General features: G+C 57.8%; 18 protein-coding genes. 6 read left to right on the forward strand and 12 right to left on the reverse strand.

What is annotated here, in order from left to right:
- Nucleotides 1-310 precede the first annotated feature (310 nt).
- Nucleotides 311-856 (forward strand): YfaZ family outer membrane protein, encoded by a 546-nt coding sequence (locus HV355_RS18865; protein WP_063428749.1) that lies wholly within the window; start codon nucleotides 311-313, stop codon nucleotides 854-856.
- Nucleotides 857-910: 54 nt separating this feature from the next.
- Here the strand turns inward: HV355_RS18865 and HV355_RS18870 are convergent, their stop codons facing one another.
- A complete protein-coding gene (locus HV355_RS18870; protein ID WP_182402988.1) occupies nucleotides 911-2,281 on the reverse strand; it encodes an NAD-dependent succinate-semialdehyde dehydrogenase in 1,371 nt (456 codons plus the stop codon).
- A gap of 151 nt (nucleotides 2,282-2,432) precedes the next feature.
- On the opposite strand from HV355_RS18870, the gene HV355_RS18875 reads away from it, so the two are divergent.
- Together HV355_RS18875 and HV355_RS18880 are read left to right on the forward strand one after the other, a co-directional pair.
- On the forward strand, nucleotides 2,433-3,176 hold the full coding sequence (locus HV355_RS18875) for an AraC family transcriptional regulator (RefSeq protein WP_148400854.1): 744 nt from the start codon (nucleotides 2,433-2,435) through the stop codon (nucleotides 3,174-3,176).
- Nucleotides 3,177-3,223: 47 nt separating this feature from the next.
- Complete coding sequence (locus HV355_RS18880) at nucleotides 3,224-3,850, forward strand: LysE family translocator (protein WP_182402990.1); 627 nt, start codon at nucleotides 3,224-3,226, stop codon at nucleotides 3,848-3,850.
- A 20-nt stretch (nucleotides 3,851-3,870) separates the two neighbouring features.
- On the opposite strand, the gene tssD is transcribed toward HV355_RS18880, so the two are convergent.
- The 3 genes from tssD to HV355_RS18895 are packed head-to-tail and all read right to left on the reverse strand — an operon-like array spanning nucleotide 3,871 to nucleotide 5,417.
- Entirely contained in the window at nucleotides 3,871-4,362 is a 492-nt protein-coding gene (gene tssD / locus HV355_RS18885) for a type VI secretion system tube protein TssD (RefSeq protein WP_182402992.1), read from the reverse strand.
- Nucleotides 4,363-4,875: a hypothetical protein gene (locus HV355_RS18890; protein ID WP_182402994.1), complete on the reverse strand. Its 513-nt coding sequence runs from the start codon at nucleotides 4,873-4,875 to the stop codon at nucleotides 4,363-4,365.
- Nucleotides 4,875-5,417 carry a tlde1 domain-containing protein gene (locus HV355_RS18895; protein WP_249420877.1) on the reverse strand — a complete coding sequence of 181 codons (543 nt, stop codon included), beginning with the start codon at nucleotides 5,415-5,417 and terminating at the stop codon, nucleotides 4,875-4,877. The genes HV355_RS18890 and HV355_RS18895 overlap by 1 nt, the downstream gene beginning before the upstream one ends.
- Before the next feature lie 66 nt (nucleotides 5,418-5,483).
- Here HV355_RS18895 and HV355_RS18900 point away from each other — a divergent pair, with 66 nt between their 5' ends.
- The gene (locus tag HV355_RS18900) at nucleotides 5,484-6,755 is read left to right on the forward strand and encodes a DUF445 domain-containing protein (RefSeq protein WP_182402996.1); all 1,272 of its coding nucleotides are present in this window, start codon (nucleotides 5,484-5,486) and stop codon (nucleotides 6,753-6,755) included.
- On the opposite strand, the gene HV355_RS18905 is transcribed toward HV355_RS18900, so the two are convergent.
- The 7 genes from HV355_RS18905 to HV355_RS18935 form a co-directional block, all read right to left on the reverse strand.
- On the reverse strand, nucleotides 6,752-7,828 hold the full coding sequence (locus HV355_RS18905; RefSeq protein ID WP_182402998.1) for a DUF2955 domain-containing protein: 1,077 nt from the start codon (nucleotides 7,826-7,828) through the stop codon (nucleotides 6,752-6,754). The genes HV355_RS18900 and HV355_RS18905 overlap by 4 nt on opposite strands.
- Nucleotides 7,818-8,885, reverse strand: coding sequence for an HlyD family secretion protein (locus HV355_RS18910; RefSeq protein WP_182403027.1), 1,068 nt, complete (start codon nucleotides 8,883-8,885; stop codon nucleotides 7,818-7,820). The genes HV355_RS18905 and HV355_RS18910 overlap by 11 nt, the downstream gene beginning before the upstream one ends.
- Nucleotides 8,882-9,352, reverse strand: a complete 471-nt coding sequence (locus tag HV355_RS18915) for a MarR family transcriptional regulator (protein ID WP_023334371.1) — start codon at nucleotides 9,350-9,352, stop codon at nucleotides 8,882-8,884. The genes HV355_RS18910 and HV355_RS18915 overlap by 4 nt, the downstream gene beginning before the upstream one ends.
- Nucleotides 9,353-9,502: 150 nt before the next feature.
- Nucleotides 9,503-10,198, reverse strand: coding sequence for a winged helix-turn-helix domain-containing protein (locus HV355_RS18920; protein ID WP_182403000.1), 696 nt, complete (start codon nucleotides 10,196-10,198; stop codon nucleotides 9,503-9,505).
- Nucleotides 10,173-10,568: an amino acid-binding protein gene (locus HV355_RS18925; RefSeq protein WP_182403002.1), complete on the reverse strand. Its 396-nt coding sequence runs from the start codon at nucleotides 10,566-10,568 to the stop codon at nucleotides 10,173-10,175. Before HV355_RS18925 ends, HV355_RS18920 begins: the two co-directional genes overlap by 26 nt.
- Nucleotides 10,561-10,884 carry an antibiotic biosynthesis monooxygenase gene (locus HV355_RS18930; protein WP_182403004.1) on the reverse strand — a complete coding sequence of 108 codons (324 nt, stop codon included), beginning with the start codon at nucleotides 10,882-10,884 and terminating at the stop codon, nucleotides 10,561-10,563. Before HV355_RS18930 ends, HV355_RS18925 begins: the two co-directional genes overlap by 8 nt.
- Nucleotides 10,885-11,036: 152 nt before the next feature.
- On the reverse strand, nucleotides 11,037-12,452 hold the full coding sequence (locus tag HV355_RS18935) for an aldehyde dehydrogenase family protein (RefSeq protein WP_182403006.1): 1,416 nt from the start codon (nucleotides 12,450-12,452) through the stop codon (nucleotides 11,037-11,039).
- Between the two features lie 100 nt (nucleotides 12,453-12,552).
- Between HV355_RS18935 and HV355_RS18940 the strand changes: the two genes are divergently transcribed.
- Nucleotides 12,553-13,455, forward strand: coding sequence for a LysR family transcriptional regulator (locus HV355_RS18940; RefSeq protein ID WP_182403008.1), 903 nt, complete (start codon nucleotides 12,553-12,555; stop codon nucleotides 13,453-13,455).
- Here HV355_RS18940 and HV355_RS18945 read toward each other — a convergent pair.
- On the reverse strand, nucleotides 13,442-13,921 hold the full coding sequence (locus HV355_RS18945) for a carboxymuconolactone decarboxylase family protein (protein ID WP_010427243.1): 480 nt from the start codon (nucleotides 13,919-13,921) through the stop codon (nucleotides 13,442-13,444). The two genes, HV355_RS18940 and HV355_RS18945, sit on opposite strands and share 14 nt — an antisense overlap.
- Before the next feature lie 101 nt (nucleotides 13,922-14,022).
- On the opposite strand from HV355_RS18945, the gene HV355_RS18950 reads away from it, so the two are divergent.
- Complete coding sequence (locus tag HV355_RS18950) at nucleotides 14,023-15,411, forward strand: PLP-dependent aminotransferase family protein (RefSeq protein WP_182403010.1); 1,389 nt, start codon at nucleotides 14,023-14,025, stop codon at nucleotides 15,409-15,411.
- Nucleotides 15,412-15,494 lie beyond the last annotated feature (83 nt).

Here is a 15,494-nt window from a genome sequence, read left to right on the forward strand (position 1 = left end):
TCTTCAGAAATGTAAACTTACGTCTTTATCTATGACAACTGAAACACTTCTGGAAATTATTAGAAATTCAATTAATTCATCTCAAAGGGCTTTTTTCTCCTCGTTCAAACGTCGTTTAGCAAACTCTTTAAACTTTTCCTAAACGCGAATTTAATTGCCATTGACGGCTCGCCAAACAAACAATTCAGCAACAGATAAAAACTAAATAACTAACAAAATCAGCATAAAACCACGACATGCATCACATTTGCAGTCATAAACATCACTTGTTAAGGTGCCCTCAGATTAATTTAATGACGAGGAAAAACTCATGAAAAAGCTTAACGTACTTATCCTTTCCGCTCTGACCGCGGTATCTGGCTCCGCACTGGCAATGGGCGGCAGCATTGAGCAGGGTAAAAACTTTACCAACCTGAATGTGGAAATGGGTAAATCTACCTCCGGCCTGTATACCGAAGGCAACTGGCTGAAAAATACCGATGACGGCACCACAACCGGTGGCGTAGGTGCAGGCTACAACTTTGAAGTCGGCCCGGTGATGTTGAACGCAGGCGCTAAGGCTCTCTACGTTGGCCCGAAAAAAGGCGATAACGGCGTGGCGTTCCCAATCGGCGGCGGCGTGAACGTTGCTCTGACCGACAGCATCAAGGTCTTCGGCGAAGGTTACGTTGCGCCAGACGGGCTAAACAACAGCGTGAAAAACTATGTTGAAGCTAACGGCGGCGTAAGCTGGACCCCAATCAAACCGGTTACGCTGAAAGTGGGTTACCGCCACGTGAGCGTTGACGGCAAAGACGGTCGTCCAAACCACACCCTGATCGACGGCGCATACGTGGGCGGCGGCGTAAGCTTCTAAGCCGACGAACGAACAAGAAAACCTGCCATGCGGCAGGTTTTTTTGTCTCGGTTATTATTTGCGCACCACCACCAGCTTCTGGTTCACAAACTCTTTGATCCCCAGATCCGACAGCTCGCGTCCGTAGCCGGAGCGCTTCACGCCGCCGAACGGCAGCTCTGGCGCGGTATCGGTGAGCCAGTTGATATACACCATCCCAGTCTCAATGCGCGATGCCATTTTCTTCGCGCGCTCGATATCCTGGCTGAATACCGCCCCGCCCAGGCCGTAGTGGGAGTCGTTCGCCAGCGCGACCGCTTCGTCGTCGTTTTTCACCACGTAAACCTGCGCCACCGGGCCGAAGAATTCTTCGAAGTACGCCGGGTTGTCGCGGGAGATATTCGTCAGGATCGTCGGTTCGAAGAAGCTCCCGTCGCGCTGTACGGGCTTGCCACCATGGTGCAGCGTCGCGCCGTTTTTCACCGCCTCGTTAACCTGTTTGGTCAGCGTTTCCAGAGCATCTTTAGACGACAGCGGCCCCAGCGTGGTGCTTTCGTCCAGCGGATCGCCTATCTTCACCTGCTTAAACGCCTCGGTAAATTTGCTCAGGAACGTATCAGCAATCTTCTCGTGCAGGATAAAGCGCTTCGCCGCAGTACACACCTGTCCGGCGTTGTTGAGCCGCGCGTTAACGCCGATCTTCACGGCTTTATCAAGGTCGGCATCGTCCAGCACCACGAATACATCGTTACCGCCCAGTTCGAGCGTGGATTTCTTGATGTGCTTCGCCGCCTGCGCCGCTACAACGCTGCCCGCTTTTTCGGAACCGGTCAGCGCCGCCCCCTGCACGCGATCGTCGGCAATAATATTTGCCACCTGATCCGAAGAGATAAACAGGTTGGTCCATGCCCCTTCCGGCGCTCCCGCCTCGCGCACCAGGTGGGCAAAGGTTTCGGCGCAGTGCGGCACAATGCTGGCATGCTTGGCGATCACCGGGTTGCCCGCCGCCAGGTTTGGGGCCAGGACGCGCATCAGCTGGTAGTACGGGAAGTTCCACGGCTCAACGGCCATCAGCACGCCGATGGGGTGGTGTTCCACCCAGGCTTCACCGAGTTCTGAATCATATTTCACCGGCGCCAGGAACTGCTTTGCGTTGTCGGCGTAGTAGCGGGCGATCTGCGCGCACAGCTTCACCTCGCCGCGGCTCTGCTCGATGAGCTTACCCATCTCCTGGCTGGCGATTTTCGCCAGCTCATCGGTGCGCTCGTCGATCAGATCGGCAAGCTTATGCAGCACCGGCAGGCGCTGGCTGATGTCGCCTTTCGCCCAGTCCGAATGGTAAAGCGCATCGGCCGCCTTGAGCGCCGCTTCGATATCCGCATCGGTATGTGAGGGGTATTCTTTGATGAGCTGGTTAGTGGCAGGATTTACTGTCTGATAAGCCATGTCGAATCTCCTTGTTTTACCGCTTAGGGTATTAAGGGTAGTCAACATGACTGGCTGTGGGCGTAAAGTTGGGTATATCCGGAAGGTTCTTAATGAAGCGCTGCCAGAGGGTTTGCTGACGTGGTATAAAAAACCTTCAGAAGGAGCGCCCATGACCGATACCCGACACGTCCGCCAGACTTTTCACCGCGCCTCAGGCCTTGAGCTGCGCAGCACCTGGCAGAGCACGCAGGCGTACAAACGCCATAGTCACCCTCAGCTTTCCATCGGCGCGATTGTGGAGGGCCAGACCTGCTGCGTATGTCACGACAGAGAGTACATTCTTAATCCAGGTGACCTCATCGTGATCCCAGCCTATGCGCCGCACAGCTGCAACCCCGTCGCCGGGCAACCGCGCAGCTACCATATGCTCTATATCGATACAGAGCTTCCTCTGGCGCTGCAGGTGATTCGTAGCCCTGACCTGTTTGCCCATTACCTGGACGTTGTCGAGACGCTGTCTTCAGCAGCCCTGGACATACTGCTTTCTGCCCTTCCCCGCGGCACAGATAACGCAGATGCGCTTCGTTCAACCAGCCAGCAGGTTCAGGAGGCATTTCTTTCCGACCTTGCTGCACCACCTTCGCTTGACGAGCTTGCTCAACGCTTCTCGCTGCGCAAGGAGACGCTGATTCGCACCTTCAAACAGGACACCGGCCTGACGCCGGGCAGCTTCCTTAACATCTCCCGCGTGGAGTACGCCAAGGCGCGGCTGCGCGCCGGGGATGATATTGCCGACGTCGGCTACCAGAGCGGGTTTGCCGACCAGAGCCATTTTCATAAGACCTTCGTCAGCTATACCGCTGCCACGCCGCGCCAGTACGCCACGGGCCGATCAATATCAGACAATAAATAGGATCTGCAGCGCCGTACTCTAGCCTCGGATTGTTAACCGAGGTCGCTATGGAACTGTTATTCCCTTCCGCTTTTCTCGCCCTGGCGCTGGCGCACTTTGTTGCCCTGCTAAGCCCGGGCCCGGATTTCTTCCTGCTGGTGGGCTACGCCGCGCGCTATCGGGTGCGCGGCAGCGCTGGATTGTGCTTCGGCATCGCCGCGGGTAACGGGGTGTACATCCTGCTGGTGATTCTCGGCTGGAGCGCGCTGCGCCAGTTTACGTGGCTGTTTACGCTTATCGAGCTTTGCGGGGCGCTTTACCTGCTGTGGATCGGCTCGCATCTGGTGCGCAGCCGCCCGCAAGCGCTGGCGCTGAATGAAACTCGCAAGCGCTTTCCCTCGCTGCGCAAGCAGATCCTGCTGGGGCTCGGCTCGGCGCTGTTAAACCCGAAGAACGCGCTGTTTTATCTGGCGCTGACGACGGCGCTGCTGGGGCCGGACGTGACGCTGCTTCAACAGGCGACCTGCGGCGTCTGGATGGTGATGGTGGTGCTGGTGTGGGATCTGGCGCTGGTGTCGCTGATGGGGTTAGCGGTGGTGCAGCAGAGGCTCAGCCGCTCGCTCTGGCTGATAGAACGCACGGCGGGGGTGGTGTTGATGGGGTTTGGGGGATGGGTGCTGTGGCGGTTGATATGAAAGAATTTACAGGGCTGCTTTCAAGCCCCTAACCGATAATCCCAGTCATCCGAATGGATAACGTTACCGTCACGGTAATGCCAGGTGATCTTTTCATAACGAAGCAAAACAAGCTCAAGATGCCCCTGCTTTTCATGGTAAGTCTCTTTCACGTCATGCATCAATGAAAATAGCGTGACGACCTTCACCGCTTCCAGCGTTATCGTGAAATAGATTTCTTCCTGACCGGCATCATTGATTCTGTACAGGTCGATAGTCGCTTTTCTGAGGGTACCGCCCGTGCTAAGTGCTTTATAGAGAAAAACGCTGGAGGCATCAATTTCTTTCTCAATAAGAAAGGGACGATGCTGGCGCTTGCTCAACGCTCTACCGTTGTGCAAGTCAGAGTTATAACTCACATTATGATAAAGTCCCAAAACCTCAATCTGGTTTTCTCGGTCTTTAATCTTCACGCTCCCTTTTATAATATTACCCGCATCGTCAATTAATGACATATATCCCGGAATGGCCATTTAAATATCCTTATCGAATGGAACAGAGTGTTCAACGGTGGCGATCATAACAGCGAGGCATCTTTTACCCTTCGGGCTGTTAACTTTAAACATCTCCCTGATGGAATCGACATAAAGCTTATTACTTTCTGCTTCCGTCTCAGGGAAATTGGCAAAAGCGCAGACTTGTTCAATAGTGAGCAACGGTTTATCGTCTTTTAAGATTGCTAAGACATCTTCAGGGTTATGCGGGATGGCTTCAGAAAGTGCCGCCTTTAAATCTTCAGCCGTACTGGCGTCCACCCCGGGTTCAAGGGCACTCGCTACGGCTAACCATGCTTGTGTGCCGCTCCTAATTTTCGGGATGATATGATTCCACCATTCCGACTCACCGTTATCATTTGAATCCAGTTCACTTACAACGGTCCTGGCACCTTTGTCATTTATCATTTGCAATATCTGTTCAGGAGTGTGGTTTTTGGCAAATAAACCCACCGGCAAGCAAAAAAAGAATAGCGCAATAATATACTTCATTATCGCACCACCAGTATTGTGTCACCTGAATCATAAATCATATGACGTTTGTCCTGGCCGTTCATAATGATGCAACCTGCTGATGCCGAACCTGGCGGTTGACCTTTTTTATCCCCATGAATCTGGAAATGATCTCGGCCAAAAGTATTAGTGCCAGCTATAGGTTCAAGAACAATGGCCTCTGCACTTTTGTGATTATTCCATCCGGCAATAAAATAAATACCTCTGCGAATCGGTCCTCTGTTTCGTTGACTTTCACACTCAGGCTTATCTTTCGATTCACCCGCGCCGCTGTAGCAGTGAGCGACAAATTCGCCGTTATGGCTCAATACTCCTGTCGATACTTTATATTCCCATGTCATTAATACCGTCTCCTTGTGCGAATAGTCCTTTATCTTATGACTCACAAGAAAATCGAAATTACCGTGTCGGTCACAAAACCTTACTGTCGGGAATAAATAAGCACAAAAAACATAGAAAAATGAATAATAGATAATTTTGATGTATATATTTTTTAATATAATAGCCGTTTGTTCGCACATAGGCTGCGTCTCCCTCCTCTTACATCAGCTTTGCACTTTTGGTGCACAACCCTCTATCCTTAACCCATGGAAAAACATACCGAACTCAAACGCGCCAAGCTTCTGGCGCTGTCGCTGCTGCTGATTGCTGCCGCAGCGTTCCTCACCACCCTGTTCCTGCCGCAGACCTTCTGGGTGCGCGGCGTGAAGGCCATTGCCGAGGCGGCGATGGTCGGCGCGCTGGCAGACTGGTTTGCCGTGGTTGCGCTGTTCCGCCGGGTGCCTATTCCGTTTATCTCGCGCCATACGGCGATTATCCCGCGTAATAAAGACCAGATCGGCGACAATCTCGGCCAGTTCGTGCAGGAGAAGTTTCTTGATACCCAGTCGCTGGTGGCACTCATCCGCCGCTATGAGCCCGCACAGATGATTGGCGTCTGGTTCAGCCAGCCGGATAACGCGCAGCGGGTTGGGCAGCATCTGATTCAGGTGATGAGTGGTTTTCTGGAACTCACCGACGACGGGCGCATTCAGCGATTGCTCAAACGGGCGGTGCATAAGGCCATCGATAAGGTCGATCTCACCGAAACCAGCGCCGTCATGCTGGAGAGCATGACCAAAAACAACCGCCACCAGGTGCTGCTGGATGCGATCATCAACCGCCTGATTACCTTGATTCAGCGGGAGAGCACGCGGGAATTTATCTCTGACCAGATAGTCCACTGGCTGAAGACCGAACATCCGCGCAAAGCGATGGTACTGCCCACCGAGTGGCTGGGCGATCAAAGCGCGGAGATGGTGTCGAACGCGGTGAATACGCTGCTGGACGATATCAGCCACGACCGCACGCACCAGATCCGCCAGGCATTTGACCGCGCTACGCTGAAGCTTATCGACAACCTGAAAACCGATCCGGAGATGGCGGCGAAAGCCGACAACATCAAGCACTACCTGAAAAACGATGAGGCGTTTAACCGCTATCTGGGCGAGATGTGGGCTGACCTGCGCCAGTGGCTGAAAGCGGATATGCAGAGCGAGGATTCCCGCGTGAAGCAGCGCGTTGCTAATGCCGGTCAGTGGTTCGGTGAAACGCTGACAAACGACGTTAACCTGCAGGCTTCGCTGAATGAACATCTGGAGCAGGCCGCCCATCGCGTCGCACCGGATTTTGCCGCGTTCCTGACGCGCCACATCAGCGACACGGTCAAAAGCTGGGACGCCAAAGACATGTCCCGCCAGATAGAGCTGAATATCGGTAAAGATCTGCAGTTCATCCGCGTCAACGGCACGCTGGTGGGCGGGACGATTGGCCTGATCCTGTTTTTACTCTCGCAGCTGCCGACCGTGCTGGGGCATTAATCTACTTTGGGCGGCGCGATGACGTAGCGCGTCGCCTCGAAGCGGTTCAGGATCAGGTGCACCAGGAAGACCATCGTCAGCGTTGCGACCAGCGAAAAGGTGACGGAGGTGATGCGATAGAGATCGCTGAACACCAGGTCAGTGTCCGGGTGCATATTCTGCCCGAACATAATGCCGATGGTGGTGATGCTGGAGAAGCCCACTCCCGCACCCACCTTCTCCATCACGTGGAGTCGCGCGCCAAACGCCAGCCCGAGGCCAATCAGGGGCATCATCAATAGCATATGGCTGCTGTGATCGTAGAGGATCAGCTGCACCACCAGAATATAGAGGCAGCCCAGCACCACGCCGACCACGCGCCAGATAGAGCTCATCACCGAACCGCGGTAGTGCATGGGGAACAGAATCAAAATCCCCGCCATCAGCGCCGAAAGCGAATCGCTTAAGTCGCTAATCTGAAACACCACGAATATCAGCGTCGCGACGGTGCCGGAAAGCAAGGACTCGTGGCGCACGCGGGCATCGTCTTTCTCAATCAGCGGCGGCGGCTTGCGGGGCTCCACGTCCGGCAGCAGATAGTTCATCAGCGCGCTCAGGCACACCGCCATGATGCTCGCTTCGATGTTGGAAAACAGCAGCGTGTGCCAGTTGGTAGTGGGGTAGCTCATAAAATTGAGCATCACGCTCTGGCATACCACGCCCATTGAGCCAAACAGAAACAGCGGCCCCTTGCTCATAAAGCGAAAACGCATCACGTACAGGGCAAACACCACCAGCGTCATGATGACCGGCCATTGCGACAGATAGCCGATGATGAAGATCATTTCGACGCAGTTAAGCGCGGCGCTGAAGATAAACTGCTTCGCCACGTGGCGGTTAAAGACCGGCACCAGCGACAGCAGCATGATCGGATAGACCACGAAAAAGACGCCGTAGCTGGTGTTGTAAAAGCTGGAGATGCTGAGCGCAATCATCCCGGCAAAGACGATGCGCAGGGTCTGGCGAAAGTCGTTTGCCGTGTAGACGATGTTGCCGTGCGGGGTAAAAACCCGCGCCAGGGTGCTAATAGACATAGTGAAGCAGGCTCACCAGGTGGATCTGCATCCCGGAGAAGAAGCGCGCAAACGGCCCCTCGCTGTTGTAGAGCTGCACGGTCGCGCGCGCGCCGGTCGGCAGATGCTTCGGCAGCGCCTCGTCCAGCGCGACGTGAATGCGCATGCGTTGGGCGTCACGCACCCAGCGGTTGGAGGTTTCCGGTTCGGACAGTTGACCGTTAACGGCCTCCTGACCCGCCAGTATCCCCGCGTCGCTGCTGGTCACGTGGGCGCGGAACACCTGTCCCGGGAAGGCGTCAAACACCACAGCGGCGTCGGTGCCCTGATGGGTGTGGCGCAGGCTCTTCTCGCGGAAATCGGCGACGATATCGGTCTGGTTGTTCACCAGCGCCAGCGCGGCTGAGCCGGACGAAGCGTAAAAGCCAGGGCTTAACTGCAGGTTACTGACCGTGCCGTCCGCCTGGGCGTAGACCTTCGTCCAGCCGAGGTTGAGTTCTGCGTCATCCAGCGCGTTGCGGTATTTTTGCAGCGTCACGTTGCGGTGCTCGTCCCGCTCGCCGCGCTGAATGCGCAGGTTATGGATATTGGCCTGGATGGAGCTGACGGACTGCTCGCTGCTCTGCCAGGTGGTGCGAACCTTATCCAGATCCGCCTGCGAGACGTTCTGCAGGGTGCTCAGCTTCTGGTAGCGGTCGAAGGTCACTTTGTCATTACGCGCGGTCAGCACGGCGGTTTTCAGGCTGGCCTGCGCGGCGGCGATCTGCGCATCCAGCTGTTCGTTGGACAGGCGTGCCTGCTCAAGCGCGATTTGCGCCGCTTCCACTTTATTGTGAAACGGCGTGTCGTCGAGCTCAAACAGCAGATCGCCTTTCTTCACCTGGCTGTTGTTGTGGACGTGTACCGCCGCCACATAGCCGGAGACGCGCGGAGAAACCGGCGTCACCACGCGCATCACGGTGGAGTCCGGCGTCAGCGGGATCCAGATATCCGCGACGATAAAGTAGACAAACATCAGCAGGAAAGAGGCAATACTCACCCTTACCCAGCGGGCAAACTTTTGTTCAGGAGTCATTATTTTTCGGTCTTGTTATCTTCTTCGCGGATTGTCCGCAAATTGCAGGCGATTTGATTCAACGTGGCGCTGAAAATCTCGATATGCTCCGGCGCGATGTTTTGCGATACGCGCGCCTGATAGGTCTCAATCACCTGAGTGAGCCTTTTTAATATGGCTTTTCCCTCAGGCGTCAGCGTCAGAAGCCGGATGCGCTTGTCATAAGGCGATACGGCGCGCAGCAGGTAACCCTGCTTTTCCAGCTGTGTCAGAGTGCGCATCAGCGGCGGCAGTTCAATGCCCTGCACCTCCGCCAGCTCACTCATGGAGACGTTATCCCCGAGCTGATGCAGCTGCATCATCACCGTCCAGCTCGACTGGGTTAACCCGGTATCGAGAATGGCATCGTCAATGACGGCACGCCACTGGCGCACGATCATCGCCATCCGCATACCCATCGGCCTGCGGCAGAACAGTTCTTCTTCACTCATGGGGGGAAACCTCTCGTCACACGCGGTCAAGATAATAGTTATCATGGTAAGTATCAAGAAACGAGAGGTAAAAGCGCAGGAATTGCGAAATGATGTCTCCCTCTCCCCGTGGGAGAGGGCCGGGGTGAGGGCACCAGTCCGCAGCAGAGTTTAGCGGCTAAAATACTTCCTGACGGCACTTTTCCCCGAAGCCGTCACCACCACCTCCCTGTACCCCGCCACCCGCAGGATCCAGCCTTTGCTTTCCAGATAAATCAACAGCGCCGCGCCCGCCTCACCGCCAAGATGAAACCGCCGCTCGCTCCAGTCCAGACAGGCACAGCAAGCCTTGCGACGGGGGTGAGGCGTTAGCGGAATACCGAGCGCCAGGAACTGCTCCCGGCCATAGAGTGTCAACGCTGAACCGCCAGCCTCAAGCCAGCCTTCCGCCTGCATGAATTCATAGATCTGCACCGCCACCGCGCCCGCAAGATGGTCGTAGCAGGTTCGCGCTTCGCGCATGGCTTTCGGCGCGGTGGTTTCCGGCGGCGTGATGCGGCTCCAGGAGAGCCCCATCATCTGCTCGACCAGCGCCGCCACGTCGTGTCCCGCCAGGCGATAGTAGCGATGCCGCCCCTGAGACAGGCAGGTAATGAGCTTTCCCTCCACCAGCCGCGCGAGATGCCCGCTGGCGGTCGACGGCGCAACGTCTGCCACCGCGCTCAGCTCGGTAGCGGTCCACGCCCGCCCGTCCATCAGCGCGCACAGCATCTTCACGCGCGACGGATCGGCCATTGCCGCCGCCACAGCCGCAACGGCCTGTTCCAGCGCCGCGCTACTATCAGGGGGTAAGCTCGTCTTTAACATTCGTCGCCCAGGGTTCTGTGATCTCTGCGGCCAGCTTATCATTATCCGTCAGCAGAATAAGGTGATTCGCATGGTCGCTGTACTGGGTCAGGATTGACACGCCCTTTGCGGCCAGCGCCGCCGCAATTTCACCCAGCTCGCCGGGACGCTCCTGCTTGAGTTTTCTGATGACCGGCTTGCGTATGGCCTGCACGTTGAACCCGCCATCGGTCAGCACGCGACGGGCTTTTTCCCCCTCTTCCACCAGGAAATGGGCATGCGTTCCAAATACGCCACCGCCTTCCAGCCCCACGCCGCTGCGGCCCAGCAGCTGTCCAAAGCGCGCCAGTTCACCGGGGATATCGCAGAAAATCACATGAACGTCATACATCGCTATGCCCCCCGGTTTCAGAAGTATATTCCCGCACCACCTGCGCCACGCGAATGCGGTAGTACGCGAAAATCGACTCCCGCCCTTCGGCCTGCGCCGCCTGGTGAAACGCGTTCTGCTTCCAGCGGCGGACGGCCTCTTCGTCACGCCACCAGGAGAGCGAGAGAATTTTGCCGTCGGTGGTCAGGCTCTGAAAACGTTCGATATCAATAAAGCCGTCGATGTCCGCCAGCAGCGGCTTAAGCTCTGCGGCAAGCTGCAGGTAGCGCGCCTGATGATGAGGCTCCGCTTTGGCTTCAAAAAGGACTGCAATCATGGGTGTCTCTCCGTTGTGAGGGTGAGGAGAGAATGCAGGAGGAAAAAGCACAATGCTTCGGTAAGGAGCGAAGTGTTGTGCCGGATGGCGCTGCGCTTATCCGGCCTACGGACTCATGTAGGCCCAGTAAGCGTAGCGCCACCGGGCAGGGTTTAACCCAGAACCGACCTCGGCTCCATAAACGCCCTAATCCCCCACTCGCCCATCTCGCGCCCCACGCCGGAGTGCTTGAACCCGCCGAACGGCGCTTTCGGCTCATGGGCAAGCGTGTTCACCAGCACGCGACCGGAAACAATCTGCTGCGCCACGCGTCGCGCGCGGTCCGCATCGCCGCCCAGCACCATCGCGCTCAGTCCGTATTCTGTGTCATTGGCAATGGCGATCGCCTCCGCCTCGTCACGATAGGGGATCACGCACAGCACCGGGCCAAAAATCTCGTCGCGGGCAATGGTCATCTGGTTATTCACGTCGACAAACAGCGTCGGGCGCACAAACCAGCCGTCTCGCGTCCCGTCCGGTCGCCCTTCGCCGCCCGCCAGCAGGCGCGCCCCTTCTTCGATCCCTTTGCGGATATACCCCTGCACCCGCAGCCACTGCTTCTCGCTGACCATCGGGCCGATCTCTGTCACGCTATCGCGCGGGTCGCCGGATTTCACCGCCGCCACGGCCTGCGCCAGCGCGGTTTCGATCTCCGCCTTGCGCGCCTGCGGTACCAGAATACGCGTCCCGGCCACGCACGCCTGCCCGCTGTTCATAAACCCGGCCTGCATCGCCAGCGGGATTGCCTGAGTCAGATCCACATCATCCAGCAGGATCGTCGGCGATTTACCGCCTAACTCCAGGGTCACGCGCTTAAAGCTCTCCGCCGCGTTGCGCAGGATCGCTTTGCCGGTATTCGTGGAGCCGGTAAACGAGATTTTTGCCACGTCCGGATGGCGGCTGATGGTTTCACCTACCGTCTCGCCGCGCCCGGTGACGATATTAAACACGCCCGGCGGTAGTTCAGCGTCGCGAAGCGCTTCGGTGACAATCCAGGTTTGCAGGGCGCTCATTTCGCTCGGCTTGATGACTGCCGTACAGCCCGCAGCCAGCGCGGCCGCCAGCTTACCGCAGATAAATCCCGCGTCGCTGTTCCACGGCGTAATCAGCCCGGCTACCCCAAGCGGCGTCATCTGCACCGTTGCCGCGCCTGCGGGGGTGACGAATGCAAACGCCTCCAGCGCCTCAATGGCCTGAGCAATCACCTCCGCCGGATAGCTGGCCATCCACGCCGAGCGCGAGGCGGGGGCACCGTACTCTTCAATGACCGCTTCCAGTAGATCGTCGTGGCGAGCGGCCACGGCGGCGTGCATACGTTTCAGCGCTGCGATGCGTTCCTGCTTTGTGGTCTGCGACCACGCCGGAAACGCCGCTTTTGCCGCCGCAATGGCGCGCTCTGCGTCGACCTCATCCGCCAGACGAACCTGGCCGATGACCCGCGCCGTCGCCGGGTTGTACAAATCAAACCACTCGGTGCCGTGCGGGGTAACAAATTCGCCGTTAATAAAGATCTGTTCGATGGTGTGCATATAAACCTCCTCAGGCTGTGTGAGCACAGTCTGGCACGGCTTCTCCGTTGCGATAATCCACGCTATGCTGCAAGGGTTGTTTCGATTTTCAGGATAATCTATGCATCGTTCAGGTCTGACAGAGCTGGAAGTAGTGATGGCCGTCGTGCGGCGCGGCAGCTTTCGCGCCGCGGCGCAGGAGCTGGGCATGTCCGCCACGGCGGTAAGCAACGCCATCGCCGGGCTGGAGAGCCGCCTTGATACCCGCCTTTTCAACCGCACCACCCGCAGCGTGGCGCTCACCAACGCCGGACAGCGCTATGTGTCGCGTATCGGCCCGGCCCTGCAGGAGATCCGTCTCGCCGGCGAGGAGATCCACAGTGACGCCGGGGAACTTACTGGCACGCTGCGCCTGAACGTGCCGAACCATATCGGCACCCTGTTTCTGGACCAGCTGCTGATCGACTTTATGATCCGCTACCCGAAGATGCGCGTAGAGACCGCCAGCGAAGCGCGAATGATCGACATCGTCGCGGAAGGCTATGACGCGGGGATCCGCCTGGAGGAGTCCGTGCCGCAGGACATGATCGCCGTGCCGCTGACCGGGGAGATCCGCCAGCTGGTGACCGCCACGCCGGACTATTTTGCACGTCACGGCATTCCGCAGACGCCGGACGATCTGCTTTCACATCAGGGGATCGGCATGCGCATGGCCCACGGCGGGATCTACCGCTGGGAGCTGGCGCGTCGGGGTGAGACGTACGCCCTTGCCGTGCCGCCGCGCTTTGCGACGTCCGATCTTTTTGCCTCGATCCGCGCCGTGAAAGCGGGATTAGGGGTGGGATTTTTGCCGGAACTCTATATCCGGGAAGAGCTTGAGCGTGGAGAACTGGTGAGCGTCTTAAACGACTGGGCGCAGCCCTTTGCCGGGCTGCGCCTGTATTACCCCGGCCATCGCCACGTTCCGCCAGGGCTACGGGCACTGGTGGCGATGATCCGCGAGCGCGGGATTATTCCAGGTTAGCCTTATTCAGCCCGTAAGCCGCATCCAGCGAGCCGGGTTCCATGCGGGAGGTGATCCCCAGACGGTTCCAGGCGTTGATCGCCACGATGGCGAAGTTCAGCTCTGAAATCTCCACGTCTGAGAAGTGCTCCGCCACGCTGCGGTACAGCGCGTCGCTCACGCCGTGAACGCCAATCTGGGTCAGCGCTTCGGTGAAGGCCAGCGCGGCTTTCTCGCGGGCGCTGAACAGCGGGGACTCGCGCCAGGCCGCCAGATGGTACAGGCGCAGCTCGCGCTCGCCGGCGATTTTGGCCTCTTTCGAGTGCATATCCAGACAGAAAGTACAGCCGTTTAGCTGCGACACGCGAATGTCGATCAGGTGCTTCAGCGCCGGGTCGATGGAGGTTTTTGCCACTTCCATGCTCAGGGCGGACAGGGCGTTGGCGAGGGCAGGTGTAGCTTTATGGTGGTTGACGCGAGTGCTCATGGTCTTTCCTCTTTTTGTGCGGCATATGTCATGCGATACAGCAAATCTACGCCGTTCATGACATAGTAAAAAGATACAAAAATAGTAAAATGAGGTAGGACATGAAGCCGGGCTATCACGAGATTTATTCCCGCTATCGCGACAATATCACGCGCGGCGTGCTGAAGCCGGGCGATAAGGTGCCAGCCATCCGCGTGCTGGCGGAAGAGCTGAAGGTGGCGCGTAAAACCGTCGAAACGGCCTATGCCATTCTGACGGGTGAAGGGTATCTGGTGAGCCAGGGCGCGCGCGGCACGCGGGTGAACCCGGATTTACTGTTGCCGGATAAGACTGCCCCTGCGGAGCAGCCCACCGGCGCGCTTCCGGCATCGCTCATCAGCCAGCGCGAGCGGGCGGGGTTTCTGCGCCCCGGCATCCCCGCCCTCGACAGCTTCCCGTATAAAAAATGGCTGCTGCTGGCAGGCCAGGCAACGCGCGCCATGCGTCAGGAGGAGATGCTCAACCCCCCGGTGCTGGGCTGGTATCCGCTGCGCCAGGCGATCGCCAGCTATCTGAACATCTCGCGCGGGCTCTCCTGCACCGCCGAGCAGGTGCTGATCACCAGCGGCTATAGCGGCAGCCTGCGGTTGATCCTCGACACGCTTGCCAGCCGCAGCGACAAGGTGGTGTTTGAGGATCCGGGCTATTTTATGGGCCAGCAGCTGCTCAAGCGGATCGTGCCGCGCCTGCACACGGTGCCGGTCGATCGCTGCGGTATCGACACGGACTTCCTGCTCCGTCACCATCGCGACGCCCGTTTTGCTATCGTCACCCCGTCGCACCAGAGCCCGCTGGCGGTCACCCTCTCGCTGCCGCGCAAGCAGCAGCTGCTCGACTGGGCCAGCCAGAACGCGGCGTGGATCATTGAAGACGATTACGACGGGGAGTTTCACTACACCCGCAAGGTGCTGCCGTCGCTGAAAAGCCTCGACCAGCATGACCGGGTGATTTTTATGGGGACCTTCAGTAAAACCATCATGCCGTCGCTGCGCATGGGCTACGTGGTGATGCCCGCCAGCACCGTCGGGGCTTTTACCGACTGCGCGGACATTACCACCAGCGGCCAGCCGGTGCTGACGCAAAAGATCCTCACCGCGTTTCTCAGCGAGGGGCATTTCTTCCGTCATCTGAAAAAGATGCGCGCCCTGTATCAGACCCGCCGCGACTGGATGATTGCCGCCCTGCGCGAGGTGTATGGCGATCTGTTTTTCACCGAGCAAAACGACGGCGGGATGCATATCGTGGCGTTCCTGACCAGAGGAAGCGGTGACCGGGAAGTGGCGCGCTGCTGGCAGGAACAGCAGCTGCAGGTGAATGCGCTTTCGGAGTGGTATCGCGGGTCGGGCAAACGCTACGGGCTGGTGATGGGCTATAACAACGTGCGGTCGTATGAAGAGGCGGTTGAGCTGCTGGAAAGGCCGAAGCGGCAGACGTTTGCGCTGTTGAGCTGAAATCGCCGGGTGGCGGCTGCGCCTTACCCGGCCTACTCGATCCCGTAGGCCCGGTAAGCGTAGGGTATGAACCGGAAACATGG

This window comes from Enterobacter sp. RHBSTW-01064 (assembly GCF_014103035.1).
Taxonomy (GTDB): domain Bacteria; phylum Pseudomonadota; class Gammaproteobacteria; order Enterobacterales; family Enterobacteriaceae; genus Enterobacter; species Enterobacter mori.

Excerpts from the sequence above, each read along its gene's own strand:
- HV355_RS18865 (WP_063428749.1), top strand. The coding sequence starts at position 311 with ATGAAAAAGCTTAACGTACTTATCCTTTCCGCTCTGACCGCGGTATCT.
- HV355_RS18870 (WP_182402988.1), bottom strand. The coding sequence starts at position 2,281 with ATGGCTTATCAGACAGTAAATCCTGCCACTAACCAGCTCATCAAAGAA.
- HV355_RS18875 (WP_148400854.1), top strand. The coding sequence starts at position 2,433 with ATGACCGATACCCGACACGTCCGCCAGACTTTTCACCGCGCCTCAGGC.
- HV355_RS18880 (WP_182402990.1), top strand. The coding sequence starts at position 3,224 with ATGGAACTGTTATTCCCTTCCGCTTTTCTCGCCCTGGCGCTGGCGCAC.
- tssD (WP_182402992.1), bottom strand. The coding sequence starts at position 4,362 with ATGGCCATTCCGGGATATATGTCATTAATTGACGATGCGGGTAATATT.
- HV355_RS18890 (WP_182402994.1), bottom strand. The coding sequence starts at position 4,875 with ATGAAGTATATTATTGCGCTATTCTTTTTTTGCTTGCCGGTGGGTTTA.
- HV355_RS18895 (WP_249420877.1), bottom strand. The coding sequence starts at position 5,417 with ATGTGCGAACAAACGGCTATTATATTAAAAAATATATACATCAAAATT.
- HV355_RS18900 (WP_182402996.1), top strand. The coding sequence starts at position 5,484 with ATGGAAAAACATACCGAACTCAAACGCGCCAAGCTTCTGGCGCTGTCG.
- HV355_RS18905 (WP_182402998.1), bottom strand. The coding sequence starts at position 7,828 with ATGTCTATTAGCACCCTGGCGCGGGTTTTTACCCCGCACGGCAACATC.
- HV355_RS18915 (WP_023334371.1), bottom strand. The coding sequence starts at position 9,352 with ATGAGTGAAGAAGAACTGTTCTGCCGCAGGCCGATGGGTATGCGGATG.
- HV355_RS18920 (WP_182403000.1), bottom strand. The coding sequence starts at position 10,198 with ATGTTAAAGACGAGCTTACCCCCTGATAGTAGCGCGGCGCTGGAACAG.
- HV355_RS18925 (WP_182403002.1), bottom strand. The coding sequence starts at position 10,568 with ATGTATGACGTTCATGTGATTTTCTGCGATATCCCCGGTGAACTGGCG.
- HV355_RS18930 (WP_182403004.1), bottom strand. The coding sequence starts at position 10,884 with ATGATTGCAGTCCTTTTTGAAGCCAAAGCGGAGCCTCATCATCAGGCG.
- HV355_RS18935 (WP_182403006.1), bottom strand. The coding sequence starts at position 12,452 with ATGCACACCATCGAACAGATCTTTATTAACGGCGAATTTGTTACCCCG.
- HV355_RS18940 (WP_182403008.1), top strand. The coding sequence starts at position 12,553 with ATGCATCGTTCAGGTCTGACAGAGCTGGAAGTAGTGATGGCCGTCGTG.
- HV355_RS18945 (WP_010427243.1), bottom strand. The coding sequence starts at position 13,921 with ATGAGCACTCGCGTCAACCACCATAAAGCTACACCTGCCCTCGCCAAC.
- HV355_RS18950 (WP_182403010.1), top strand. The coding sequence starts at position 14,023 with ATGAAGCCGGGCTATCACGAGATTTATTCCCGCTATCGCGACAATATC.